Origin of the sequence: Mucilaginibacter auburnensis (genome assembly GCF_002797815.1) — a bacterium.
Classification (GTDB): domain Bacteria; phylum Bacteroidota; class Bacteroidia; order Sphingobacteriales; family Sphingobacteriaceae; genus Mucilaginibacter; species Mucilaginibacter auburnensis.
Genome location: NZ_PGFJ01000001.1, coordinates 1,950,063 through 1,974,897, shown reverse-complemented (window position 1 = coordinate 1,974,897; position 24,835 = coordinate 1,950,063). Strand labels below are relative to the sequence as shown.

General features: G+C 40.0%; 20 protein-coding genes. 13 read left to right on the top strand and 7 right to left on the bottom strand.

Annotation, left to right across the window (positions count from 1 at the left end):
* Positions 1-165 precede the first annotated feature (165 nt).
* Positions 166-2,529, bottom strand: a complete 2,364-nt coding sequence (locus tag CLV57_RS08810) for an endonuclease MutS2 (RefSeq protein WP_100340933.1) — start codon at positions 2,527-2,529, stop codon at positions 166-168.
* Positions 2,530-2,533: 4 nt separating this feature from the next.
* A complete protein-coding gene (locus tag CLV57_RS08805; RefSeq protein WP_100340932.1) occupies positions 2,534-3,010 on the bottom strand; it encodes a DUF4296 domain-containing protein in 477 nt (158 codons plus the stop codon).
* 39 nt (positions 3,011-3,049) lie between these two features.
* Here CLV57_RS08805 and CLV57_RS08800 point away from each other — a divergent pair, with 39 nt between their 5' ends.
* From CLV57_RS08800 to CLV57_RS08785, 4 genes are all read left to right on the top strand, one after another.
* Positions 3,050-3,739: a YggS family pyridoxal phosphate-dependent enzyme gene (locus CLV57_RS08800; protein ID WP_100340931.1), complete on the top strand. Its 690-nt coding sequence runs from the start codon at positions 3,050-3,052 to the stop codon at positions 3,737-3,739.
* 80 nt (positions 3,740-3,819) lie between these two features.
* The gene (locus tag CLV57_RS08795; protein WP_100340930.1) at positions 3,820-4,287 is read left to right on the top strand and encodes a GNAT family N-acetyltransferase; all 468 of its coding nucleotides are present in this window, start codon (positions 3,820-3,822) and stop codon (positions 4,285-4,287) included.
* Positions 4,280-5,086: a DUF3298 and DUF4163 domain-containing protein gene (locus tag CLV57_RS08790; protein ID WP_169927070.1), complete on the top strand. Its 807-nt coding sequence runs from the start codon at positions 4,280-4,282 to the stop codon at positions 5,084-5,086. Before CLV57_RS08795 ends, CLV57_RS08790 begins: the two co-directional genes overlap by 8 nt.
* The gene (locus CLV57_RS08785) at positions 5,086-6,342 is read left to right on the top strand and encodes an aspartate kinase (RefSeq protein WP_100340928.1); all 1,257 of its coding nucleotides are present in this window, start codon (positions 5,086-5,088) and stop codon (positions 6,340-6,342) included. Before CLV57_RS08790 ends, CLV57_RS08785 begins: the two co-directional genes overlap by 1 nt.
* An 8-nt stretch (positions 6,343-6,350) precedes the next feature.
* Here CLV57_RS08785 and CLV57_RS08780 read toward each other — a convergent pair whose 3' ends face one another.
* The 5 genes from CLV57_RS08780 to CLV57_RS08760 form a co-directional block, all read right to left on the bottom strand.
* The gene (locus CLV57_RS08780) at positions 6,351-7,331 is read right to left on the bottom strand and encodes a Kelch repeat-containing protein (RefSeq protein ID WP_100340927.1); all 981 of its coding nucleotides are present in this window, start codon (positions 7,329-7,331) and stop codon (positions 6,351-6,353) included.
* A gap of 118 nt (positions 7,332-7,449) precedes the next feature.
* Entirely contained in the window at positions 7,450-7,977 is a 528-nt protein-coding gene (locus tag CLV57_RS08775) for a hypothetical protein (RefSeq protein WP_169927069.1), read from the bottom strand.
* Between the two features lie 315 nt (positions 7,978-8,292).
* Positions 8,293-11,463 (bottom strand): efflux RND transporter permease subunit, encoded by a 3,171-nt coding sequence (locus CLV57_RS08770; RefSeq protein WP_100340925.1) that lies wholly within the window; start codon positions 11,461-11,463, stop codon positions 8,293-8,295.
* 21 nt (positions 11,464-11,484) lie between these two features.
* Positions 11,485-12,630: an efflux RND transporter periplasmic adaptor subunit gene (locus CLV57_RS08765; RefSeq protein WP_100340924.1), complete on the bottom strand. Its 1,146-nt coding sequence runs from the start codon at positions 12,628-12,630 to the stop codon at positions 11,485-11,487.
* Positions 12,631-12,667: 37 nt separating this feature from the next.
* A complete protein-coding gene (locus CLV57_RS08760; RefSeq protein ID WP_100340923.1) occupies positions 12,668-13,990 on the bottom strand; it encodes a TolC family protein in 1,323 nt (440 codons plus the stop codon).
* Positions 13,991-14,348: 358 nt separating this feature from the next.
* On the opposite strand from CLV57_RS08760, the gene spt reads away from it, so the two are divergent.
* The 9 genes from spt (at position 14,349) to CLV57_RS08715 (ending at position 24,818) form a co-directional block, all read left to right on the top strand.
* Positions 14,349-15,557, top strand: a complete 1,209-nt coding sequence (gene spt / locus CLV57_RS08755; protein WP_100340922.1) for a serine palmitoyltransferase — start codon at positions 14,349-14,351, stop codon at positions 15,555-15,557.
* Between the two features lie 87 nt (positions 15,558-15,644).
* Positions 15,645-16,763 (top strand): GNAT family N-acetyltransferase, encoded by a 1,119-nt coding sequence (locus CLV57_RS08750; protein ID WP_100340921.1) that lies wholly within the window; start codon positions 15,645-15,647, stop codon positions 16,761-16,763.
* Positions 16,760-17,746, top strand: a complete 987-nt coding sequence (locus CLV57_RS08745; protein ID WP_100340920.1) for an NAD-dependent epimerase/dehydratase family protein — start codon at positions 16,760-16,762, stop codon at positions 17,744-17,746. Before CLV57_RS08750 ends, CLV57_RS08745 begins: the two co-directional genes overlap by 4 nt.
* Before the next feature lie 23 nt (positions 17,747-17,769).
* Complete coding sequence (locus tag CLV57_RS08740) at positions 17,770-19,092, top strand: inositol-3-phosphate synthase (protein WP_100340919.1); 1,323 nt, start codon at positions 17,770-17,772, stop codon at positions 19,090-19,092.
* A gap of 289 nt (positions 19,093-19,381) precedes the next feature.
* Positions 19,382-21,937 carry a DUF5686 and carboxypeptidase-like regulatory domain-containing protein gene (locus CLV57_RS08735; RefSeq protein ID WP_100341353.1) on the top strand — a complete coding sequence of 852 codons (2,556 nt, stop codon included), beginning with the start codon at positions 19,382-19,384 and terminating at the stop codon, positions 21,935-21,937.
* Positions 21,938-21,952: 15 nt separating this feature from the next.
* Complete coding sequence (locus CLV57_RS08730; RefSeq protein ID WP_100340918.1) at positions 21,953-22,678, top strand: CDP-alcohol phosphatidyltransferase family protein; 726 nt, start codon at positions 21,953-21,955, stop codon at positions 22,676-22,678.
* Positions 22,679-23,251, top strand: a complete 573-nt coding sequence (locus tag CLV57_RS08725; RefSeq protein ID WP_100340917.1) for a DUF4833 domain-containing protein — start codon at positions 22,679-22,681, stop codon at positions 23,249-23,251. It abuts the gene before it with no gap.
* A 7-nt stretch (positions 23,252-23,258) separates the two neighbouring features.
* Positions 23,259-23,879 carry a sterol desaturase family protein gene (locus CLV57_RS08720; RefSeq protein ID WP_100340916.1) on the top strand — a complete coding sequence of 207 codons (621 nt, stop codon included), beginning with the start codon at positions 23,259-23,261 and terminating at the stop codon, positions 23,877-23,879.
* On the top strand, positions 23,880-24,818 hold the full coding sequence (locus CLV57_RS08715; protein WP_100340915.1) for a phosphatase PAP2 family protein: 939 nt from the start codon (positions 23,880-23,882) through the stop codon (positions 24,816-24,818).
* Positions 24,819-24,835 lie beyond the last annotated feature (17 nt).

Sequence of the window (24,835 nt, the reverse complement as noted above, 5' to 3'; positions counted from 1 at the left end):
TCTATAAATAAAAGTAACCCAACGGCCCAATTCAATATTTTAACGCTTTGAGGAGTTTCTGGATAATAGTCTTTGTCAGAAAATTGCATAATCACTAATCTTTATTGTTAGGTTATACGCAACTTTTATACTCGAGGTTATTAAATTGTAGCGTTTTTTTTATTACTATTTGAGATAAACATAAGTAATGCCATCCCCTCCCCGGTCGGCATGTTCGTCTTCAAGTCTGTCTACCTGGTCGTACTTTTTCAGATACTGTCGTATCATTTTACGCAGAATACCATCGCCTTTACCATGCAAAATTTTCAAGTTGCCATAACCCATCATTAACGCCCGGTCAAATAAACGTTCTATAGCAGCAATGGCATCCTCAGTACGCATACCGCGCACATCAATTTCCGGATTAAAACCGGCAAAGTCATTGGTAGCACTGGTAAAACTCCTGCGGATATCTTTAGGTATTGACGATTTGGAAACCTTTTGTACACGCTTACGCTTGGCTACCGTTCTTAAATCGCCAATGGCAATAATTATGTTATCCTTGGCAATTTCCATTACCTGTCCTGTAGTTTCCGAATCAGTTAATTTTACCCAATCGCCAATGTTTATTTCGCTATCATCTTCGGGTGCGCGTTTTTGCACCGGTGGTTTTACTACATTCTTTTCTAACTCACGGCTCAGGTTGTCGCGAAGTTTCCGGGTTGTTTCTTTATCAGCATTGCTGCTTTTTATCTCAGAAATGGTGTTTTCTACCAGCTTGTTAGCGTTTAAGATGATATTTTTAGCTTCATCTTTTGCTTTGCGGATCAGCTCCTTTTTATTTTCATCAAGATAACTTTTCAATTTCTCGTTCTCCGACAAAAGCATGTTTACATGTTTTTGCTGTCGCTCCAGTTTTACGCGCGTATCCAGTATTTCCTTTTTTTCTCGCTCTAAGCCAACTAATAAGGTATCAACGCTTTTTTGGCCGGCACTAATTTTGTTTTTGGCCAACTCAAGCACCTGTTTTGGCAAACCTATTTTTTGCGCTATTTCAAACGCGTATGAGCTGCCGGGCTTACCTATTTCTAAAATATAAAGCGGCTGCATTTCAACGTTGTTAAACAACATGGATGCATTTTCTATACCCTCGGTATTACCGGCAAATATTTTCAGGTTAGAGTAGTGGGTAGTTACCATCCCCCTTACTTTTTTAATGTTGAGTGATTCTAATACCGCTTCGGCAATGGGGCCACCAAATTGCGGATCTGTTCCAGTACCAAACTCATCAATCAATATCATTGACCTGCCGTTAGCCTGCTCAACAAATGTTTTCATTTTTGAAAGATGGGCACTGTATGTACTCAGGTCACTTTCAATGGATTGGTCATCGCCTATATCAACAAAAAACTGCTTAAAAACGCCAACCTCACTGGCCTCATCGGCCGGTATAAGTAAGCCTGATTGCGCCATTATCTGCAGCAAACCAACTGTTTTCATGCAAACAGATTTACCACCTGCGTTGGGACCAGACACCACTACTACACGGGTTCCTTCATCAATCTTCAAATTAAGCGGAACAACTGTTTTACCCTCCTTTTTAAAATTCAACAGCAGCAAAGGATGCCTTGCATTGGTTAGTTTAAGCGATGGCTCATTAACTACCTGCGGCATATCTGCCTCAATGTCAATGGCGAAAAGCGCCTTGGCGCGTACAAAATCAAGCTTGGTTAACAGGCTATGGTACGATAATAATAAAGGAACATACGGCCTCAACTCGTTTGTAAGCGCAGTTAGTATCTTAACTATCTCGCGGCGGCGTTCAAACTCCAGATCGCGAATAAGGTTATTCAATGTAAATACTTCCTCCGGCTCCATGTAAACGGTTTGGCCAGAAGCTGACTCATCGTGAATAAAACCCTTTAACTTACGTTTGTTTTCAGCCAGTAAGGGTATACACAACCTGCCATCTCTAACGGTTAATGAGCCATCTGCAGTCCACCCGTTTGAGGATGCGCTTTTGAATATCTGATCTATTTTACGACGGGCATCTTGCTCTGCTTTTGCAATACCGGCAGTTATATCTGCCAGTTCACGTGATGCGTTAGGCTTGATTTTACCCTTGGCATCAATAACCTGCTCTATTTTTTTAACAATGGCTTTTTCAATTGGCAAATGTTCAAACAACGCCTCTAAATTTGGATATTGCCCTTCGCGTTGGTTAAAGTAAGCTATAACCGCAAACACAGTGGTAAGCGAAGACAGTACCTGAAAAAACTCGTCCTCTGTTAAAAAGGCGCCTTCCAACTTGGCTTTGTTGGCTAAAGATTTAATATCAAAAAAATGATGAATAGGCAATGCAGCATCATTTTGCAGTATGTTTTTGAATTCAGCTGCCTGATTCAGAAACTTTTTTATCAGGTCAAAATTGCTCATCACCTGTATCTTGTCAACCATTTGCTGACCCATTATACTCAGGCAATGCGCTTTTATTAACTCCTTTACCTCTGTAAAACCCAGCTTATCAATACTATTATTCGGGTAAAGCATTATCTTATAGAACCTTTTGGTTTATTTTTAATTTAAGCGATTTCGCGTTCTTCACAGAATCGCGTTCAAGTGAATCTTTCTTTTGCGCTGCTTTGGTTTTGGCTTGGTTTCGCCTTGCCTCTGCACTTATTTGCTTACTCTGTACTTTACCGGTCGAGTCAATTTTGGCAGCAAGCAGCTTTCCTATTTGATCATAGATAAGCACCATTTGCTCAGGCTCACCGGCGTAATATTTTATGCTCTTATTGAACAAGGCCGTATCTATTCCATATTTTTTAAAAACCTGTTTATAACGGTTAGTACCGTATTTGTAAATGCTGTCATTTGCGCCATGCATCATCATGGTACCATCAACCAAATGGATATCGGTTAAAATGAGTGCCATTTTATTTTTGTCGATCACACCGGTATCACCTTTATTGTCTTTACAGGATGCAATAAAGATCAAAGCCGAAAAAAACAACGTAAGATGTTTGCGCATTACTTAATTTAGCAGTTTTAAATAACAAAATTACGATAAATGAGCATTGCCGATAACATTAATAATTTAAAAAGCCAAACCGACGCACAAAAGGTTACATTGGTAGCAGTATCAAAAACTAAATCGGTTGCTGATATTATGGAAGCCTACAATGCCGGACAGCGTATTTTCGGCGAAAATATGGTGCAGGAACTGGTTGATAAACAGGAACAACTGCCTGATGATATCAAATGGCACCTTATTGGGCATCTGCAGAGCAACAAGGTAAAATACATAGCGCCCTTTATAGCCATGATACAATCTGTTGATAGCATAAAGCTGTTGCAGGAGATCAATAAACATGCTCTAAAAAACAACCGCATTATTGACTGTTTATTACAGGTTTATATTGCAGATGAAGAAACTAAATTCGGACTGGGTTTTGACGAAGCCATTGAACTGCTACGTTCAGACGAATTTTCGGAACTTAAAAATATACGCATACGTGGCTTAATGGGAATTGCTACCAATACCGAAAGCGAAAAGCAATTGAAAGAGGAATTTTACGAACTGAAAACTTTTTTTGACGGTATTAAATTAAGCTTTTTCAGGAAAGACGCTAACTTCGATACCGTATCAATGGGTATGTCTTCAGATTATGAAATTGCCATAGAACAAGGCAGTAACATGATACGTTTAGGAAGTACTATTTTTGGCAGTCGTGTAATTAAGCACTGGAAAAACAACTAAATGATTTCGGATTTCGGAGATGTGATTTCGGATTTAACTTAACCTAAAAATAGGCTCCAATGACTAATGAATATTAACTAATGACCATAAACATAAGAATTGCTGTTAAGGAAGATTGCCCGCGCTTGCTTGAATTGGTTAATGAATTGGCCGTTTATGAGAAAGCGCCTGAAGAAGTAACCGTAACCTTGCAGGAATTTGAAGAAGCGGGCTTTGGCCAAACACCGGTTTGGCGTGCTTTTGTTGCAGAGGCTAACGGCCTGATAGTTGGCTTCGCGCTATATTACACACGATTTTCAACCTGGAAAGGTTGTCGTATGTACCTGGAAGACTTTATTGTTACGGAGACCATGCGTGGCAAGGGCATAGGTAAATTGCTTTTTGAACGGACACTGGCTGAAGCCCACGAAAAAGGTTACAGCGGCGTAGTTTGGCAGGTACTTGACTGGAATGAACCTGCCATTAATTTTTATAATAAATATAACGCGAAGCTGGAAGCCGGATGGCTCAATGCATCATTACCAAAAGAACAATTGCAACATGTATAGATTAAGAAGCGGATTATTTTGTTTAATGATTTTACTGGGACTGAATGCCTGCCAATGGGGTGAAACCAATAAAACCCAACCGGATGTGAATACCGACACATTGGCGTACACTTACAAAACCATCCATCAGCGGGCTAATGATTGCGGTGATAAAGCTGACACTAACTGTACTGTAGCTAAGTTAAAGTACCCAGAATTTAAAACTGACAGCGCACTTAATGATACTATTAAAAGCAGGCTACTTAACATGTTTTATACTGATAAACCTTACAGCGGAATTGACGATATGCTGAAACGTTACTTTGACAGCTATTATAACATGAAGAAAACCGATGAACGCCCGGATATGGTGTTTGACCTGGACGCCTATGCTAAAATATTAAGGCAGGATTCAAGCCTTACCACGCTTGAAGTTAGCGGGTATTCTTATCAGGGCGGCGCACACGGCGGATCGGTTACTACATTTATTAACTGGAATACCAAAAGCAATAAAAGTGTAACACTATCGGATATCCTGATAAATAATTACCAACCGGAGCTAAACAAAATAGCTGAAAAGATATTCAGGAGTCAGGAAAAATTAAGTGATACTTCATCGCTGGCTAATGATTACTTCTTCGCGAATGATAAATTCGCACTTAACAATAACTACTCGATAACGCCGCTGGGGTTACGCTTCTTTTATAATCAATATGAAATAAAGCCTTACGCAGCCGGCACTACAGAGCTTTTCGTTCCTTATAAAAATATCCGCTCACTTTTACGCCCTAATACGGTTGTAACGCAATACATTAAATAATGCTTGTTTTTAAATTCGGTGGCGCGTCAGTTAAAGATGCTGATGGAATAATCAATCTGGCCCGCGTGGTTGATGGGTATAAACAACAACAACTGCTTATTGTTGTGTCGGCCATGGGTAAAACCACCAACGCTTTAGAGGCATTGACCAGGGCTTATGTTGATGGGACCCAAAACATGCACGCGCTGTTTGAGGATATCAAACAATACCACTACAACATTATGAGTGAGTTGTTTGAAGCATCGCACCAGGTTTTTGATGATGTAGCCAATACCTTCGTAGAAATTGACTGGATGATTGAAGAGGAGCCGCATGATGATTACGATTTTATTTATGATCAGATCGTTTCCATTGGCGAACTGGTATCTACTCGTATAGTTTCTGCATTTCTCAATCTGAAAGAGCTCAAAAACCAATGGGCTGATGCACGCGGATTAGTGCATACTGACAATACTTATCGCGAGGGAAAGGTAATATGGGATAAAACCCGCGAGAGCATTAGTAAAAGTATCCCTCAATTACTGGATAAAGGATTTGTGGTAACACAGGGTTTTTTAGGCGGAACATCTGAGAATTTTACCACTACACTTGGTCGCGAAGGTTCTGACTATACGGCGTCTATTTTTGCATCATGCCTCCACGCCGAATCAGTAACTATATGGAAGGACGTACCGGGCGTTTTAAACGCCGACCCAAAGCATTTTGCTGATACGGTTAAGTTTGATGAATTGAGTTATAATGAGGCTATTGAAATGACCTTTTATGGCGCAACGGTAATACACCCTAAGACGATAAAACCGCTGCAAAACGTTAATATTCCATTACTGGTAAAGCCATTTACCGACCCGGACGCAACAGGAACCATCATCGCTGAAAATATCATTCCCGTTTTTAAAAAGCCGGTCATCATTCTTAAACAACAGCAAACATTGGTTTCTATTTCTGCCAAGGATTATTCTTTTATTGGTGAAAACCACTTAAGCGATATATTTGGCCGGTTTGCTGCCAACCAGATCAAGATCAATACCATGCAAAACTCAGCGTTAAGCTTTAGTGCATGTGTTGACCACAAAGAGGAATGGTTTGACAGACTGATAGCAGCATTAAGCTACAACTACAGAGTGCGCTACAACACAGGGCTTAGCCTGCTAACCGTAAGGCATTACGGTGAAAACACCCTCAAAGAGTTGACCTCAGGAAAAACAGTATTATTGGAACAGTTTAGCAGAAACACCGCACAGGTTGTTTACAAATAAACGCCAAGCTATTTGCTGAAGACTTCTATCGACTTAAGTAAAGGCGAACCTCCTTTATTACCAACTCCGGCAACAGTGTATATTTTACCTTTGTAAAGCACAGCACCGCCTGCATGGCGTCCTTCAACAAGTGATGCAACACTGCGGAAGGTGTTTGTTTTTACATTGTACACCTCAACTTCGTTATGAGCTACGCGTTGTTTATCGCTTTCACCAGCTATTATAAAGATGTCGTCTTTGATAACAATAACGCTGTTACCTTCGCGTGGTGTGGGTAGTTTGACTGATGCCGCATTCCATTTACCCGATTTAAAATCATAAACATCAACAGCGTCCAACACATTAGCTAAACCTTTTTTCTCCTGCGTATTTGATTGTATACCGGCTATGAGATAGAGTTTATCTCCAACAACTGCTGCCCGCACATGGTCGCGGGCGGTTGGCGCATCAATAAGTTTTGTCCATTTACCGCTTTTGGGGTTATACTCATCAAACCAAGTTACGTTACCGGTCCAATGGCCATCCAAAATACCGGTAACCATGTAAAACTTGTCTTTGTAAATCACTACCCCGCCCGAGCCTCGCCGCCTGTCGGCAGGTATTTCATCGCCAACACGCCACGTATCAGTTTTCGGGTTATAAATATAAATATTGGCAACCGGCTGTTCATGTGGGTATTTACCCGTCATCGCACTAAGTAGATATACCTCATCTTTATAAACAACTGCCTGAAAATGATTTAATTCGATCGGTGGCTTAGCGCCCTTGGTCCATACATTGGTTTTAGGATCAAAAATATCTACTTCTGTAATACCTCTTCCACCAAGCAGATAGAACTTGTCTCTAACCGCTACAAAATCACATTCTTCGCGGGGCGTAAAATTTCCTGTTGTGGCAAGTATCTTCCAGGTGTGGTTTTCAAATTGAGCAAAAGCGTTTAAGCATGGCAATATTAGTCCTATCAATAAGGCTAAGAAGGTCTTTTTCATAATTGGTTAAATGGCAAATAAATGTACGCGAATTTGCTGCCATTTGCAGACGTAAAATTTAAAAACAAAAAAGCCCTCCGAATAATCGGAGGGCCCTGAATTTTATCTAATCTAATTATTACAGACCGAAGCCATAAGCTACACGTAAACCTACTAAGCCATAGTTAACACTCTGACCTGAGAAGTTTTCGTAACGGGCAGATACATCCCATTTTTGATTTGCAAAACCCAACCCCGGAGAAACAATTAATTTTGTATTTCCGCCTTTGTTGGTTTCGAAACCAGCACCTGCTTCTGCACCGAAATAAAGATTCTCAGCAAAGAAGCCTTTAACACCTAATTTAACAGGAATCATGCCTACATCGCCCGCTTTGTAAGGACCAACTGGAGTGTTTATATTCTTACCAAAGAAATTGTAAAAACCTGAAGTTAAAGTCCAAGCTAAGCCTTCATCAGCTCCATATTGTAAACGTGGAGTAATACCGGCATAAATGTTAGAACCATTGTGTGCAGCTCCTGTAGGTACACCTACCTCAGCACCAATACCGAAACGTAATTTACTATCTGATTGAGCATTTGCATTTGTTCCTATAAACATTGCCACACCTGCTATAGCTGCGGCAGCTAATTTTGTTAACTTTTTCATTGTTGTGTCTATCATTTAAGGTTAATTAATGTGAACACTTGTTCAAATACTTTGCCACTGTGCCAAAAAACAGACTAATGCTAAGGCTAACAAAGTAGATAAAAACCCTATTTTACACATGAATGATAAAGTTAAATGCTGATATTCAATGCTGATTGCCTGGCCAATGAATTTTGAAACGACGCAACCAAAAAATATTAAAAAACAATAAGAGTACGACCTTTTTTGTATACACTTTGTATGCAAAACGCATCTAAAACAAATAAAAAAACCCTCTCGTTGTTTTGAGAGGGCTTTTTTATACCATTATCCTAATCAGGTCTGCGGGTCGTGTTCCGGATCAGGCTTGTAATTTCGTTCCAACTCAGCGAGCTTTTCTTTACCATATGCCAGCTTAGTTATCAAATAAAATAACACCGGAACAATAAATATTGCCAACAAAGTTGCAGCAAGCATACCACCAAATACCGTGAAGCCTATGGTTTTACGTGCTATTGCGCCTGCGCCTGATGCAAACAATAATGGCAATACACCTAAAATAAATGCAAGCGATGTCATAATGATCGGTCGCAAACGTAACCTTACCGCATCCAGTGTTGCTTTTTCAAGTTCTACCCCTCTGTCAACGCGCTCCTTGGCAAACTCTACTATTAGGATGGCGTTTTTAGCGGCCAAACCTATCAGGGTAATTAAACCAATCTGAGCGTATACGTTATTGTCAAGATTTTTATTGAATGTAAGGAATAATATAGCTCCCAAAGCGCCAAGCGGCACTGCTAATAACACAGAAAAAGGTACCGACCAACTTTCATATAAGGCTGCCAGGAACAGGAATACGAACCCTACTGACAACATAAATATGTAAACCGTTTTTGAACCCGATAACTTTTCCTCACGGCTCAGGCCGGTAAATTCATATCCGTAACCCTGAGGTAAGGTTTGGGCTGCTACTTCTTCCAACGCGTTCAGTGCGTCACCACTACTGTAGCCGGGCTTAGTTGTACCATCAATCTCCGCTGCTCTAAACAGGTTAAAGTGCGTTATTAGCGGCGCGTTCTCTATCATTTTGTAAGTGGTAAGCGTGCTTAACGGCACCATGTTACCCGTTGAGTTACGTACAAAATATTGCCCAATGTTCTGAATATTGGTACGATAGTTCGTATCGGCCTGAGCTAACACTCTGAATGTACGACCATATATGGTAAGGTCGTTGATGTAGGAACTACCCATATAAACCTGCAAGGCGTTATTGATATCGCTTATCTGCACACCTAAACGTTTCGCTTTTTCACGGTCAATAGTTAGCTGATAAGCAGGTGTGCGTGCTGTAAAGAAGCTATACGCTCTGGCAATCTCCGGGCGTTTGTTAACTTCTCCTACAAAATTATTCAGCACCGTTTCAAAGTTCTTGATATCACCTCCGGCCTCTTTTTCTTCCAGCATAAAAGCAAAACCCGAACTGTTACCCAGGCCCGGAATAGCAGGCGGAGGTATAACCGTTACATTTGCTTCTTTATACTTTGCCAGCTTTTGCTGTAAAAAACCAACTAACTCCAATGATGTACGCTCGCGTTCATCCCATGGTTTAAGCTGAACAAACACGGTAGCACTGTTTGATTTTGTTGCGAAGTTTACAACGTTCAAACCACCCAAAGCGGCATAATGACCAACCTCAGGTACGCTATCCAGCGTTTTCATTACATCGTTCAATACAGCTACCGTCCTTTCTGTAGATGAAGCTTCAGGCAAATCATAAGTAACATAAATACGCCCCTCATCCTCTACCGGTATAAAGCCTGTAGGTTTCTTCATAAACAGGAATACCGTACCCACTATAATACAGATCAGGATGATCACCACCAATCGTGAGTTTTTAATACTACGGTGCACACCATTGCGGTATTTGCCGGTTACCCGGTCAAACCATGTATTGAACTTGTAGAAGAACTTATCTAAGCCGGTTGACTTATCATCTATTTTATGTGGTTTCAATATTAAGATACACAGTGCTGGCGTAAGCGATAAAGCCACAAATGCCGATATCAAAACAGATATAGCAATAGTGATAGCAAATTGTTGATATAACCTGCCAACAATACCAGGAATGAACCCAACCGGCACAAACACCGCAGCTAAAATTAAAGCGATGGCGATAACTGGCGCTGATATATCTTTCATTGCCGCACGTGTAGCGTCAACCGGTGAAAGACCTTGCTCGTCCATGTAGTGCTGCACAGCCTCTACCACCACAATGGCATCATCCACCACAATACCAATAGCCAGTACAAAACCAAATAATGTGAGTGTATTAATGGTAAAACCTAATGGTATAAAGAAAATGAATGTACCGATGATTGATACCGGAATAGCCAACACAGGTATTAATGTTGTACGCCAGCTCTGAAGAAAAAGGAACACCACTACAATTACCAATACCAATGCAATGATCAGCGTTTCAACCACCTCATGCACTGATACCTTAATAACCGTAACGGCCTCAAATGGCACCATGTAATCAACATCATTCGGAAAGCTCTTTTTGATCTGCTCCATTGTAGCATACACATTCTCAGCAGTTTCCAGCGCGTTGCTGTTAGGCGCCTGATAAACCAACAGGTAGGATGCACGTTTGCCATCCACATAAGAGTTACCTGCATAGTTGAACTTACCAAGTTCAATACGTGCAACGTCTTTTAAATGCACGATAGCGCCGGTAGCAGGTTGTGTACGTACTACTATATTTTCAAATTCGCTTTGGTTGGTTAAACGGCCTTTAACCAGCACGCTATACTCAAATGTTTGGCCTTTTTGCTGTGGCGTTGAACCTACTGTACCTGCTGCAACCTGTGCGTTTTGTTCCTGTAAGGCTTGAGTAACATCAGCAGCGGTCATACCTAAAGCAGCCAGTTTATCGGGCTTTAACCAAATACGCATACTAAAGTCATCAGCACGGGTAAACACGTCGCCTACCCCTTTGGTACGTAATAGCGCGTCACGAACAAATATGTTGGCATAGTTGTCTGTAAACGTAACGTTATGTGTACCCGTAGGCGAATACATAGCTACCAGCATTAAAATACTTGGATTACGTTTACGCACCGTTAAACCAAGGCGCTGTACCTCCTGTGGTAAAGTTGGTGTGGCAATGCCTACCCGGTTTTGCACATCAAGCGCTGCAATATTAATATCTGTACCTACGTCAAAGTTAACGGTCATGCTCATGCCGCCGTTGTTGGTACTATTACTTTGTAAGTAAGTCATGCCCGGCGTGCCGTTCACCTGTATCTCCACGGGTGTAGCTACCGTTTGCTCAACCGTTTGTGCATCAGCACCAACATAACTGCCGGTTATTTGCACTGTTGGCGGTGTAATGTCAGGATACTGCCCTATTGCCAAAGTGCTAATAGCAATTATACCCACAATTACAATCACCAGTGATATCACGATGGCCGTAACAGGCCTCCGTATAAAAGTTTCTGCTATCATTCTCTTCTATATTATCCGCTATTACTTTGCCTGTTGTTTTGCTTGTGGATTAGCGGGTGTATTTCCCTGCATCGCGCCACCTGTAGTTATTTTACCACCGTCGCGTAGTTTCTGGAAACCTTCTGTTACAATTTTATCACCAGGTTTAACACCGTCCATCACAACTACGTTGCTGCCAATGCGCGGGCCTAAGGTTACCTTTTGTTGTTTGGCTATGGTATCTTGCGATAAAAACACAAAGAACTCTCCCATTTGCTCGGATACCGCTTTGTAAGGTATTTGCAGGCGGTTGCCCGAATCATTATTCAACACTTTCAATACTCCGCTCATACCATCTTTTAAAGTACCTTCGGGGTTTGCAAACTCTACCCTAACTTTTATGGTACCGGTGAGGTTATTCACGCCCCTGTCAATAGCCAGTATCTTCCCGGTTTTATTGTATGGCGTTCCGTCTGACAGTTGTAAACGGAAAGTTGAATCGGTGTATTTGCGTTGAAGATTATAAAACCTGTCAATGTCCTGCTCATTGACTACCACGTCAACAGCTATAGGATTTTCGCTTGAAATGGTATTTAATAAGGTAGTACCAGGTGTAACCTGAGAACCTAATCTGACTTGTGATATACCTATGCGACCGGTAACCGGTGCTGTAATAAGCGAATAGGAAAGATCAGTTTTAGCGCTGAGCACTGCCGCCCTTGCTACTTCAACCTGACTTTTAGCCATTTCGTAATTAGCAGTAGCCTGATCAACCGTTTGACGTGCTACCGCATCATTTTTAAGCAGCATGTTATATCTGTCTATATCCTTTTGTGCTTTTGATAAGTTAGCCTCAGCACTTAGCAAATTAGCATTTGCCTGCGCATAAGCAGCCTGATATTTGCGGCGGTCTATTTCATACAGCGTTTTGCCTTTAGGTACAACCTCGCCCTCCTTAAAATATATGCCTGTAATAAATCCGGTTACGGCGCTGCGAAGCTCAACGTTATTTGTTGACACCACAGTACCCTGGTATTGATCGTAGTAAATCGCATCGGCTGTTTTCGCCTCTTCAACGGTCACCGGCGTTGCCGGAAGCGGGGCATTTTGAGCCGACTGCTTGTCTTTACATGATGTAAACGCCAAAGCAACAAGCGCCGGAAACAATAAGGTATTATATTTTTTCATTAGTAATGTTTTATAGAGACAAAGTGATTTTAAACTGTTATTCAATTGGTAAAGTACCTAAAGCTTTTTGCAGGTCTATTTTGCTGGCCAATACCTGAAATAAAGCATTGTAATAATTTAGTTGCGCCGTACGCAGATCTGACTGAGCCACAATAACATCCAGGTAAGTTTTAACACCCTCTCGGTATTGCAGACTTACTACACTGTATACATCTGTTGCCAGAGCTACGTTCTGTTTAAGCGTTTGCCAATTATTATAATTGCTTTTGTAAGCTGCCAATGCATGCACATACTCAGTGCTAATGGCGTTTTGCTGGTTAATAATATCCAAATCGGTACGCTCAACCTGTAACCTTGCGCGACTTAAATTTTTCAGTCTCCGGCCTCCCTGAAATATCGGAATATTCAATGTTAAGCCCGCGTATGCGTTAGTAAATGAGCGACTGTAGAGATGGGCCAGGTTATTGTTTAAGAAGATGAGGTTGTATGAACCTACCGCTGCAAGAGACGGTAGAAAACCGTATTTATAGTAGTTAACATTTACGTTTTGCAGGTTCTTCTGCGTTTGTAACAATTGATATTCAATACGGTTGGTATAATTTAAAGTCTGATTGGTATCTGCAACAGCCTCCTGTTCGTATCGGGTTGAGTCATAACTCAGCTCAAAACTTTTATCTGCCTGTATGCCCATTATTTGCTTTAGCGTGGCCATTTTCACCTTAATGGTCTCGGTAGTTTGTTTGCGCTGAGCCAATTCATTATTCAGGGCAATAGTGGCCTGCTTGTAATCTATTTTATCAACCACGCCTGCCTGATACCTGCTGCTGGCATCCTTTAAGCTACGTTGTAACCTGATGATGTTCTCATTAATTATACTGAGTTGCCTCTGCGATAAAAGCACATCAAAAAAAGCCTTGCTTACGTCTGATACAACATCTATACGGCTGCTTACTTCATTTTGGCTGTAGTATAAACGTGAGTATTTAGATGCTTTTGAAGCCTGCAGCACCTCGTTATTATATATGGTTTGATTAATTTGAGCACCAAGTGTAGAAAACTCTCTAAAGGCTGTTCCACCGGCATTAACCTGCGCGGCGTTAACCGGCCCTCCTCTAAAGTAATGTTGATACTGGTTAGATGATGTAATTTGCGGCAACCATGAGGATAATGAAATGTCTATGTCCTTTTCATTGATCACCCTGTCAATAGCGGCCTGCTTCAATGCGGGTTGATTGCGCAATGCAAAATTTATACTTTGCTTTAATGTTATTGTAGCAGGCAAACTGTCGGCAGGTGTTTGCGCAAACAACAGCAAGGGTGTACAATACGTTAAAACAGTTAATAGATACCTTTTTTTCATATAAGTAGATAAAATGAACCTCGTCCGGAGCGGAACAAATTTATTAATCAATCGTTTAATTAACTAAAAAGATGTGCGAAGATGAGGGGATTTCTCGCTAATAGAAAGTGTAATGCAAAAATTTTACCTAATTTAAACACTACGCACTAAAAAGAGTAACATTTGTTACGCGAGAAGCATTTTTTTAAAAAATTTGAAATTTGCGCACTTAAATAAACAAAAAAATTAATTAATTTGCCGAGTGGGAAATCACATGCTTGTTAATTAACAGGCATCATGTTAAAAAAATTTACATACTAAATATAGGTTATAAGCTTATTCGTGGTATTTTTACAAAAAATTTAAGCAGGGTTAATACATGGTTAAAAAACTACATGAGAAAATTGCTCAGTTCAAAGATGCAGCAATGATCAGGGAGAAGGGCTTGTATCCGTATTTTAGGCCTATTGAATCCGGACAGGATACAGAGGTGATAATTGACGGCAAGCGCGTGTTGATGTTTGGTTCAAACTCATATCTTGGTCTAACTAATCACCCTAAAATTAAGGAAGCATCAAAAAAAGCAATTGACAAATATGGATCAGGTTGCGCAGGTTCAAGATTTTTGAACGGTACGCTTGATATACATATTGAATTAGAGGACAGATTGGCCAGTTATGTAGGTAAAGAAGCCGCTGTTTTATTTAGCACTGGCTTTCAGGTTAACCTTGGTGTATTATCATGCGTTACCGGAAGAAATGACTACCTTATTTTAGATGAATACAATCACGCTTCTTTAATTGACGGGAGCCGCCTATCCTTTTCAAAAGTTATAAAGTACGGCCATAATGATATGGCCGACCTTGAGCGTAAGTTAAGCATCCTACCCGAAGAAGCGGTTAAAGTTATCGCTGTTGATGGTATATTCAGCATGGAAGGTGATATTGTTAAATTACCTGAAATTGTTCAGATAGCCGATAAGTATGGTGCCAACATAATGGTTGACGATGCACACAGCTTAGGGGTTATTGGGCATTTGGGTGCCGGTACAGCCTCTCACTTCAATCTGACAGATGAAGTTGACCTTATAATGGGTACATTCAGTAAGTCGTTGGCATCATTAGGCGGTTTTATTGCTGCTGATGCAGAAACTATTGATTATATGAAGCATCGCGCACGTTCATTAATGTTCAGTGCGAGCATGACGCCGGGTTCTGTAGCAAGCGTTATAGCAGCTTTAGACATTATTGAATCAGAACCTGAGCGCATTCAGAAACTTTGGGACAATACTAATTATGCCATGAAGCTATTATTGGACGAAGGTTTTGACCTCGGCCCAACAGAAAGCCCTATCCTACCAATATTTGTACGTGATAATGATAAAACTTTCCTGGTTACCAAACATCTGCAATCATCAGGTATATTTGTTAACCCGGTAGTTTCTCCGGCAGTACCGTCAGATTCATCTCTACTGCGCTTCTCATTAATGGCAACGCACACATTTGAGCAAATTGATGAGGCGGTTGAGAAGATAGCAAAAGCCTTTAAAGATGTTGGCGTACCAATGCGTGTAAAGGAACGGATCTAACACTTAAATAAACTAAAAAAAATGTGCGGCTATTTAAAAGTAGCCGCACATTTTATATTCAGACCAATTTTACCATAGTCATCTCTAATGAGAAAAATAATTTCGGTTGCATCAAAAAAAGAGCTCGGTGCTTTTATTGATTTCCCCCACGACCTGTATAACGATGACCCCAATTATGTGCCCGAGCTTTTTATAGCACAACGCGACCTGCTCACAAAACACCCTTTTCATAAGCACAACAAGTTACAGGCTTTTTTAGTGTATGACAACGATAAGGTGGTTGGCCGCATAGCAGCTATTTTAAACAACGCGCATAACGAGTACAATAAAGCCAATGATGGCTTTTTTGGTTTTTTTGACTGCGTAAATGATAAAGAAGTTGCAGCACTACTTTTTAAAGCAGCTGCCGATTGGCTTAAGGATAAAGGCATAACCGGAAAGTTTATAGGGCCAACCAATTTCTCAACCAATGAAGCATGTGGCTTGTTGATACGGGGCTTTGATACCCCCCCTATGTTGATGTACACCTACAATGCGCCTTATTATCAGAACCTGATAGAAGGACTTGGCTTCGATAAACAGATTGATCTGATATCGTGGCACTGGGACGGGCAGGCCTATGATGATAAGTCTGTGCGTTTACTGGATAGTTTGCAGGAGCGCTTAAAACGAAGCAACGTGGTTATACGAAAGGTTGATCTTAAAAATTTTAAAGATGAGACTATAAAGCTGCGTGAAGTTTATAACCACGCGTGGGATAAAAACACCGGCTTTGTGCCTTTAACGGATGAAGAGTTTGATTACCTGGCAAAAGATCTGAAACTGATACTTGACCCCGACTTTTGTTTGATTGCTGAGCAGGAAGGTAAAATAGTTGGCTTTGGTATTGCACTCCCTAACTACAACGAAATTTTTAAAACCATTAAGCGCGGTCGGTTGTTACCTACGGGCATTTTCAAACTGTTGTTTAACAAAAAGAAGATAACAGGCATACGCATTTACGCATTAGGTGTAATTGAAGGTTACCGTAAAATGGGTATTGAGGCTTGTTTATACGGCACAATTATAAAGGAATACAAGCGCAAAGGCTATTTGCACGCGGAGGCCGGCTGGACGCTTGAAAACAACGATATGATCAATAAAGCAATTGAAGCTATAAAGGGCGATCCTCAAAAAACATATCGTTTGTACGAAAAACAAATATGAAGGAAAGGGTTTTAATAACCGGTGCAAGTGGTTTTGTAGGTTATCATTTAATTAATGAGGCGCTTGCAGCAAACTTTGAAGTTTTTGCAGCAGTTAGGAAAAGTAGTAATGTAAGTCACTTAAATGGTTTAAATATCAATTTTACCGATATACAATATAATGATCCTTCTGCTTTAGAGAAAGAAATGCGGCAGAAACAATACACGTATATTATTCATGCGGCAGGCGTAACCCGGGCACGAACTATTGAGGAGTATAACACTATAAATGCACAATACACCTTCAATCTGGCAAAAGCCGCGGTTGATTCGGGAATCAACCTGAAAAAATTTGTGTTGGTAAGTAGTTTAGCAGCAATTGGTCCGCTGAATGACATAAAAGCAATAATTGACGAGGATACTACACCAAAGCCCATAACGGCTTATGGAGCCAGTAAACTGCTTGCCGAACAGAAACTAAAAACTATAGCAGATTTAAACTATACCATACTAAGGCCCACCGCCGTTTACGGGCCGCGCGATACCGGGATATTTATCTTTTTTAAACAGCTAAGCAAAGGTATTGAAGCTTATATAAGTCGTGCGGAGCAGAAGCTAAGCTTTATATATGTAACAGATTTAGCTAAAGCATGCGTAAATGCTTTAACAAGTGGAGAAAAAAAAGCTTATAACCTAAGCGATGGTAAAAGCTACAGTAAATACGATTTGGGTAACGAAACCCGCCTCGCGCTGAATAAGAAAACGTTTAAGTTTCACATTTCGGTAAATTTTATGAAAATTGTAGCAAGTGTGGCAGAAAAAGTGAGTAATTTGAAAGGTGAAGCGCCTATACTTAACCGCGAAAAACTAACAGAACTAACTGCCGTTACCTGGATATGCAGTATTGAACAGGCAAAAAAAGATATGGGTTTTAACCCGCAATATGATTTGCACCATGGCGTGGCCGAAACCATAATGTGGTACAAACAAAATAAATGGCTTTAATAAATAGATAATTTACTTTAATAATGAAAAACAACATTCAACCTGCCAATGGCAAACTGGGAATATTGATTCCTGGTTTGGGAGCCGTGGCTACTACATTGATTGCCGGCGTTGAGGCGGTAAGAAAAGGCATATCACAACCTATAGGATCTGTTAGCCAGATGGGTACTATCCGTTTGGGTAAAAGAACTGAGAACAGACGTCCGAAAATAAAAGATTTTGTACCATTAGCCAGTTTAAACGATGTTGTTTTTGGCGGTTGGGATGTATACCCTGACAACGTTTTTGAAGCTGCTTCAAAAGCTGCCGTGTTAGAAAAAGACCTGCTTGCTAAAATAAAACCTGAATTGGAAAGCATTGTGCCAATGAAGGCCGCTTTTGATCAAAATTACGCTAAAAACCTAACCGCTACCAACGTTAAAGAAGGTACCCGTTATGAGTTAGCACAACAGGTTATTGAAGATATTCAAAACTTTAAAGAAGCTAACGGTTGCGACCGTATAGTTTTAGTATGGTGCGGTTCAACCGAGATCTACTACGAAGCATCAGACGTACACAGCACTTTAGATAAGTTTGAGGCAGGCCTTAAAGCTGACGATAAACTGATATCGCCAAGCATGATCTATGCGTACGCTGCCTTAAAACAAGGCATTCCGTTTGCTAACGGTGCTCCTAACTTAACAGTTGATATCCCGGCATTGATCGAGTTAGCTAAAATAACTCAAACGCCAATTGCAGGTAAAGACTTTAAAACCGGTCAGACATTGATGAAAACCATTCTGGCTCCCGGTTTAGCTGCACGTTCATTGGGCGTAAACGGTTGGTTCTCTGATAATATTTTAGGTAACCGCGACGGTTTAGTATTGGATGATCCTGATAACTTTAAAACCAAAGAGGTTTCAAAACTGGGTGTATTGGAAGACATTTTCAAGCCTGAAGAAAACAAGGAGCTTTATGGTGATATCTACCACAAGATCCGCATTAATTACTATCCGCCACATGGCGATAACAAAGAAAGCTGGGATAACATTGATATTTTTGGCTGGTTAGGCTACAAAATGCAGATCAAGATCAACTTCCTTTGCCGCGACTCTATTTTGGCTGCTCCTATTGCGTTAGACTTAGCCTTGTTCTGCGACCTTGCTAAACGTGCCGGAATGAGCGGTGTACAAGAGTGGCTTTCTTTTTACCTTAAATCGCCTCAAACTGCTCCGGGATTACACCCCGAGAATGACATATTTAAGCAATTGGCTAAATTGGAAAATACACTGCGCCATATGATGGGCGAAGACCTGATCACCCATTTAGGATTGGACTATTACGAAGAGTTAGCAGAAGCTCAATAATCCCTCCTACTTCAATAAAAAAAGTCGTTGCTCAACAGTAACGACTTTTTTTATTGGCTATTGTTTTATGCTGAATAAATTGTAACAAACTAAACCGTTAGTCATCTAAAAATTCGCTAAAAGTTTTAGTGTTTACTGTGCGTCACAAAATCGCTATTTGACTTTTTGACCACAGAAGTCCGCTTTTTGTTATATATCTTTGCTGCCTTATTAGTAAGCCGGATTGCAACCATACGGGCACAAAAATGTTATGATGTTAAGGCGGTTACAATTGGTAAGTATATTTTACATGAATTTTAGATATTTGTTAAAAGGGCTTTTCGCGTCGGCGTTCTTTTTATTGTATTCAACACTGTTGGTTGCACAAAATACCATAGTTTCCGGTAAGGTTATAGACGCTTCCGACAAACAACCTCTTCCTTTTGTAAGTGTGGGCTTTCCGGGTACGACCGTTGGTGTAACTACCGATAGCGATGGTAAATTTACTTTAAACACCAGCAGACAGGTAACGCAAATAAAAATTTCCTTTGTGGGATATAAAGAAGTTGTGCTGAATATTTCTCCAGGTAAAACTCAAACGTTAAATACAGTTAGTTTACAACCAATATCCGAACAATTAACTGAGGTTGAAATAAGATCAGGTAAAAAGGTTAGATATCGTAACAGAGACAACCCTGCCGTTGAACTGATTCGCCGCGTGATAGCTAATAAAGAGAAGAATCGCCCGGAGAGATACAACTATGTTGAGTATCGCGAATACGATAAATTACAATTTGCGCTGAGCAACCTTCCTCCGTCGCTTACTGAACGAAAATTACTGCGTAAATACGCTTTCCTTTTAAATAACAAAGATAGCGTTACCGTACCCGGCAAGGCGCTTACGCCTATATTTTTAGATGAGAAACTTTCTCAATATTACTACCGCCGTAATCCGGAAGCGGAACGTACGGTTTTATTAGGCGAGAAGAAAACGGATTTAGGTTCTTTTATTGACAGTGATGGTATAAATGATTATATCAAGAACTTATACGCTAAGGTTGATGTTTATGACAATAACATCTTCCTGGTTACCAAAAACTTTTTAAGTCCCATCTCTGATAATTCTCCAAACTTTTATAAGTTTTTTATTACAGACACCATCACCACTGCCGATAACAGCAAACTGGTTGAGTTGAGCTTTACACCGCGTAATACCGAGGATATTTTATTTGAAGGTAAAATTTACGTAACTATTGACAGCAACTACGCCGTGCAACGCGTTAAGCTGGGCATTAATAAGAACATTAATGTTAACTACTTAACTTCAATGAACATCAATCAGGATTTTGAAAAAAACACTGATGGTCGTTATCGTTTAGTGAAGAGTAATACCCTTGCAGAATTTAAAGTTGGTAAGAAACGAAATGGCGGCTTCTTCGGTATCAGAACCATCACTTACGGAGATTATTTGATCAACCACCCTCGCCCTGATACTGCTTATACCGGTGAAAAACAAACTGACGAAGAAATTGAAGCGCTACAAAAACAACCTATTGAATTTTGGAAGCAAAACCGCTTAGATACGTTGACCACAGCCGAATCAAAGGTTTATACCAATATTGATAGCTTAACCAATATGCCATCATTTAAACGTACGATGGATATTGCTACACTTGTTTTAGCGGGTTATAAATCATTTGGTAAGTTTGAAATTGGCCCCGCCAATACTTTTTACAGCTTTAACCCGGTTGAAGGTTTAAAACTACGTTTAGGCGGACGTACTACGCCAGAGTTAAGCAAGCGTTATTATTTTGAAACCTATGCTGCTTACGGCTTTAAAGATGAAAAATGGAAGTATTTTATTAGCGCTACCTACTCGCTAAATAACAAATCTATTTATAAGTTCCCGCAAAACTATGTACGCTTTAGCTTTAACCGTGACACAAGGGTACCGGGAGCGCAATTGCAATTTGTTCAACGGGATAACATTTTCTTATCGTTTACACGTGGTACCAACGATAAATATCTTTACAATGACCTTTACCGTTTTGATTATGTGCGAGAGTTTGAAAATCATTTTAGCTACTCGTTCACTTTCAGAAATTTAAAGCAAACACCTGCCGGATCATTGTATTATCAAAACAATACCGGTCGTATTCAGGATCTTACTACCAGCGATGCAACTTTGATGTTCAGGTATGCACCTAACGAGAAGTTCTACCAAGGCAAAATATACCGTATCCCTATACCTAACAAATACCCAATATTCACTGTTGATTATACTATGGGTATCAACAAATTATTTGGTGGTCAGTATGGCTATCATAACCTCCATGCAAGAGTAGATAAACGTGTTTATCTATCGCAATTAGGCTGGGCCGATGTTTTTGTTGAAGGTGGCCGTATGTTTAGTAAAGTGCCTTATCCGCTGTTAAACATATTCAGGGCTAACCAATCATTCAACTATGATATTTACTCTTACAACCTCATGAACTTTTTAGAGTTTGTAAGCGATAAATATGTGAGTGTAAATATTGACCAGCACTTCCAAGGCTTCTTTTTTAACAAAGTGCCTTTGTTAAAAAAATTAAAATGGAGAGAAGTTGCCTCATTTAAAGCTATTAAAGGTGGTTTAACAGATCAAAACAACCCCGCCATTAACGGATCATTGTTTCAGTTTCCGGTTACTTCAACAGGAGCGCCTATTACCTACGCGTTAGGCAATGAACCTTACATGGAAGGCAGCGTTGGGATAGAAAATATCTTTAAACTTTTGCGTGTTGATTTGGTTAGAAGATTTAGCTATCTGGATCATCCGCAGGTAGCGCAATACGGCATCAGGGCCAGAGTAAAATTCGAATTTTAATCGTTACCTTCAACAATGCAACAACCAACATCGCTCAGAACAAGCTTACAATTAGGCATATACAAAGTTATTGACCCATTTGTTAAGCTTTTAATTAAGTTAGGTTTAACGCCGAACGCGGTTACCACCATTGGCTTTATGCTGAATGTTGGTGTTGCTGTGATATTTATTATTGGTGCTGAGGCCGGCCATCGTGGGGACCTTACATATGTGGGCTGGGCAGGTGGTTTAATACTTTTTGCGGGCTTGTTTGATATGTTAGACGGGCAGGTTGCTCGCCTGGGTAACATGAAATCAACCTTTGGCGCTTTGTATGATTCGGTACTTGACCGCTACAGCGAGCTGATTATGTTTTTGGGTATTTGTTACTATTTGGTGGCACACCATTACTTTTTAAGTTCTATTTTTGCCTTTGTTGCGTTGATAGGTTCAATGATGGTGAGCTATGTACGTGCAAGGGCCGAAGGTTTAGGAATTGAATGCAAAGGCGGTTTAATGCAACGCCCTGAACGTGTTGTTACTATAGGGCTTTGTGCAATGATGTGCGGTGTTGCCTCGGTATACATAGGTGGTGATTACAAATTATATGCATTCGGACTTAAGTTTCACATTTTTGAAACCATGTCTATTTTTACTATACCTATAACGCTGTTAGCGGTATTAACTAACATAACAGCATTTAACCGTTTAAAAGAGGCGAAGAGAAATTTGCTGGAGAAAGAAAAAGGGATCGATATTTAAATGAAATTATTTTTTACACTATTACTGTCTGTTTTTTACGTTATAAACCCTGCAACAGGTAATTTTCAGAAGAAAAAAAACAAGGAAGCCAGCAATACCTCGATTGAGGATAAATACCCTACGCCACCAGACAATCCTAACCGTTTGTTTTACGTTCAGCGCGACCCGAACATAAATACCATAATGTATGATTTGAATCTGGACAAAAATGGCAGGCCAGATGCTGAAACTCCTATACATGCTTATTGGATACGTTATGCTGAAAAAGGCGAGAAAGATGAACTTAATTACCTTCAGCGTAAATTTGCTTACGGTTTGGTAACAAAAAAAATTAACGATGAGCAATTTGATGTGAGATTTGTGTCGTATAAAAAGCTACCGCTGACCCTTAAAAAGGCTAATGACGATAAATATCATGTTTTCATCAACGCAGATCAAAAGCAAATCATGCTTAATCGTATCTTTGTAAAAATTGAAGGCGGTACCCTAATGTTACCTAACGTTGTTTATGTGGAACTAAAGGGTGTTGATGCAGCAACAGGTAAAGAAATAATGCACCGCTTTAAACCATGATTGCGTTATGAAAAAGAAATATATATCTAATTCCCAGGATTCAGTAAGAATGTTTAAAAGCGATTTTTTAGAATTGCTTTCAAAGGTTCATTATACCGTTCCTTTATACATATTTATTCCGGTTATACTGGCTTCAACCTATTGGGCGCTTGCCGAAAAAGGTTTAAGCTTTCTTACTTACGTTGAGTTCTTTTTTATAGGATTGGCCGTTTGGACGCTTACCGAATACGTAATGCACCGATTTATTTTTCATTATGTACCTAAGAACAAAATAGGTTTACGCCTGCATTTTATATTCCATGGTGTACACCATGATTATCCCAGTGATGCAAAACGTTTGGTTTTACCACCATCAGTAAGCATTCCATTGGCTACAGCGTTTTACTTTTTGTTTAACGCTATTTTACCTGAAAATTATGTTTTCGCGTTCTTCCCGGGCTTTATTTTAGGCTATCTGTTTTATGATATTACCCACTATGCCATTCACCACTTTAACTTTAAAGGAAGCATCTGGAAAAAAATAAAACAGCACCACATGCTGCACCATTACCAGGATCCAGACAAAGGTTATGGCGTAACATCTCCGCTTTGGGATAAAATATTCAGTTCAGATTTTATTAAAAAATAGATGAATGGTGCTGTTGATCAGAGTTTAGCAGTTAATACCCGTTCTATACTAACTGTTTCGCTATTATCAATAGCTTACCTGCTCTTATCAGCTTGGGTGGTTGGCTTCAAAACCGACCAGTTAGTGCTTGTAGGTATATTCAATGTTTGTTTTTACGCAGCGGATATAACCCGTAAGTTTATTTTAGGGTTTTCGGTTTTTATAGTTTACTGGATACTGTTTGATTACATGAAAGCTGTGCCAAATTATACCATCAGCCATGTACACCTGGCTGATCTGTATAACTTTGAAAAACAACTTTTCGGTATAAAATACAACAACCAATTACTCACGCCTAATGAGTATTGGAAACTAAATTCAAAAACCATACTTGATATTATTGGCGGCCTGTTCTATCTGTGCTGGATACCCGTTCCATTAGGTTTTGGCGCCTATTTATTTTTCAAAAACAGAGGTCAGTTTCTGCGCTTTGCCATGACCTTTTTTTTAGTTAACCTGCTGGGTTTTGTGGTTTACTACTCCTTCCCCGCCGCACCACCCTGGTATATACAAGAACACGGCTTCGTTTTTTACCCCAACACCCCCGGAAGTACCGGAGGACTGGCACGTTTTGATAATTATTTCCACATTAACCTTTTCCATTCTATTTATCAAAAAGGCTCTAACGTATTTGCCGCCATGCCATCGCTGCACTCGGCTTACCCTATCATTGTACTTTACTACGGTTTAAAGAACAAGTTAGGCGCTGCCAACATAATATTAGCAACTGTTATGATAGGTATTTGGCTTACAGCGATATACACCAGCCACCATTACGTGTTAGATGTTTTGGCTGGCATAACCTGTGCAATTATCGGTATAATCCTGTTTAACTTGATTTTAAAACAAATAAACCCTTTTAAACGCTTTGTTGACAAATACGAGGCTGCTATTCAGTAATTAATTACTGAATAATT

Excerpts from the sequence above, each read along its gene's own strand:
- CLV57_RS08795 (WP_100340930.1), top strand. The coding sequence starts at position 3,820 with ATGACCATAAACATAAGAATTGCTGTTAAGGAAGATTGCCCGCGCTTG.
- CLV57_RS08775 (WP_169927069.1), bottom strand. The coding sequence starts at position 7,977 with ATGAAAAAGTTAACAAAATTAGCTGCCGCAGCTATAGCAGGTGTGGCA.
- CLV57_RS08760 (WP_100340923.1), bottom strand. The coding sequence starts at position 13,990 with ATGAAAAAAAGGTATCTATTAACTGTTTTAACGTATTGTACACCCTTG.
- CLV57_RS08725 (WP_100340917.1), top strand. The coding sequence starts at position 22,679 with ATGAAATTATTTTTTACACTATTACTGTCTGTTTTTTACGTTATAAAC.
- CLV57_RS08735 (WP_100341353.1), top strand. The coding sequence starts at position 19,382 with ATGAATTTTAGATATTTGTTAAAAGGGCTTTTCGCGTCGGCGTTCTTT.
- CLV57_RS08730 (WP_100340918.1), top strand. The coding sequence starts at position 21,953 with ATGCAACAACCAACATCGCTCAGAACAAGCTTACAATTAGGCATATAC.
- CLV57_RS08765 (WP_100340924.1), bottom strand. The coding sequence starts at position 12,630 with ATGAAAAAATATAATACCTTATTGTTTCCGGCGCTTGTTGCTTTGGCG.
- CLV57_RS08740 (WP_100340919.1), top strand. The coding sequence starts at position 17,770 with ATGAAAAACAACATTCAACCTGCCAATGGCAAACTGGGAATATTGATT.
- spt (WP_100340922.1), top strand. The coding sequence starts at position 14,349 with ATGGTTAAAAAACTACATGAGAAAATTGCTCAGTTCAAAGATGCAGCA.
- CLV57_RS08800 (WP_100340931.1), top strand. The coding sequence starts at position 3,050 with ATGAGCATTGCCGATAACATTAATAATTTAAAAAGCCAAACCGACGCA.
- CLV57_RS08780 (WP_100340927.1), bottom strand. The coding sequence starts at position 7,331 with ATGAAAAAGACCTTCTTAGCCTTATTGATAGGACTAATATTGCCATGC.
- CLV57_RS08770 (WP_100340925.1), bottom strand. The coding sequence starts at position 11,463 with ATGATAGCAGAAACTTTTATACGGAGGCCTGTTACGGCCATCGTGATA.
- CLV57_RS08750 (WP_100340921.1), top strand. The coding sequence starts at position 15,645 with ATGAGAAAAATAATTTCGGTTGCATCAAAAAAAGAGCTCGGTGCTTTT.
- CLV57_RS08790 (WP_169927070.1), top strand. The coding sequence starts at position 4,280 with ATGTATAGATTAAGAAGCGGATTATTTTGTTTAATGATTTTACTGGGA.
- CLV57_RS08745 (WP_100340920.1), top strand. The coding sequence starts at position 16,760 with ATGAAGGAAAGGGTTTTAATAACCGGTGCAAGTGGTTTTGTAGGTTAT.
- CLV57_RS08805 (WP_100340932.1), bottom strand. The coding sequence starts at position 3,010 with ATGCGCAAACATCTTACGTTGTTTTTTTCGGCTTTGATCTTTATTGCA.
- CLV57_RS08715 (WP_100340915.1), top strand. The coding sequence starts at position 23,880 with ATGAATGGTGCTGTTGATCAGAGTTTAGCAGTTAATACCCGTTCTATA.
- CLV57_RS08810 (WP_100340933.1), bottom strand. The coding sequence starts at position 2,529 with ATGCTTTACCCGAATAATAGTATTGATAAGCTGGGTTTTACAGAGGTA.
- CLV57_RS08785 (WP_100340928.1), top strand. The coding sequence starts at position 5,086 with ATGCTTGTTTTTAAATTCGGTGGCGCGTCAGTTAAAGATGCTGATGGA.
- CLV57_RS08720 (WP_100340916.1), top strand. The coding sequence starts at position 23,259 with ATGAAAAAGAAATATATATCTAATTCCCAGGATTCAGTAAGAATGTTT.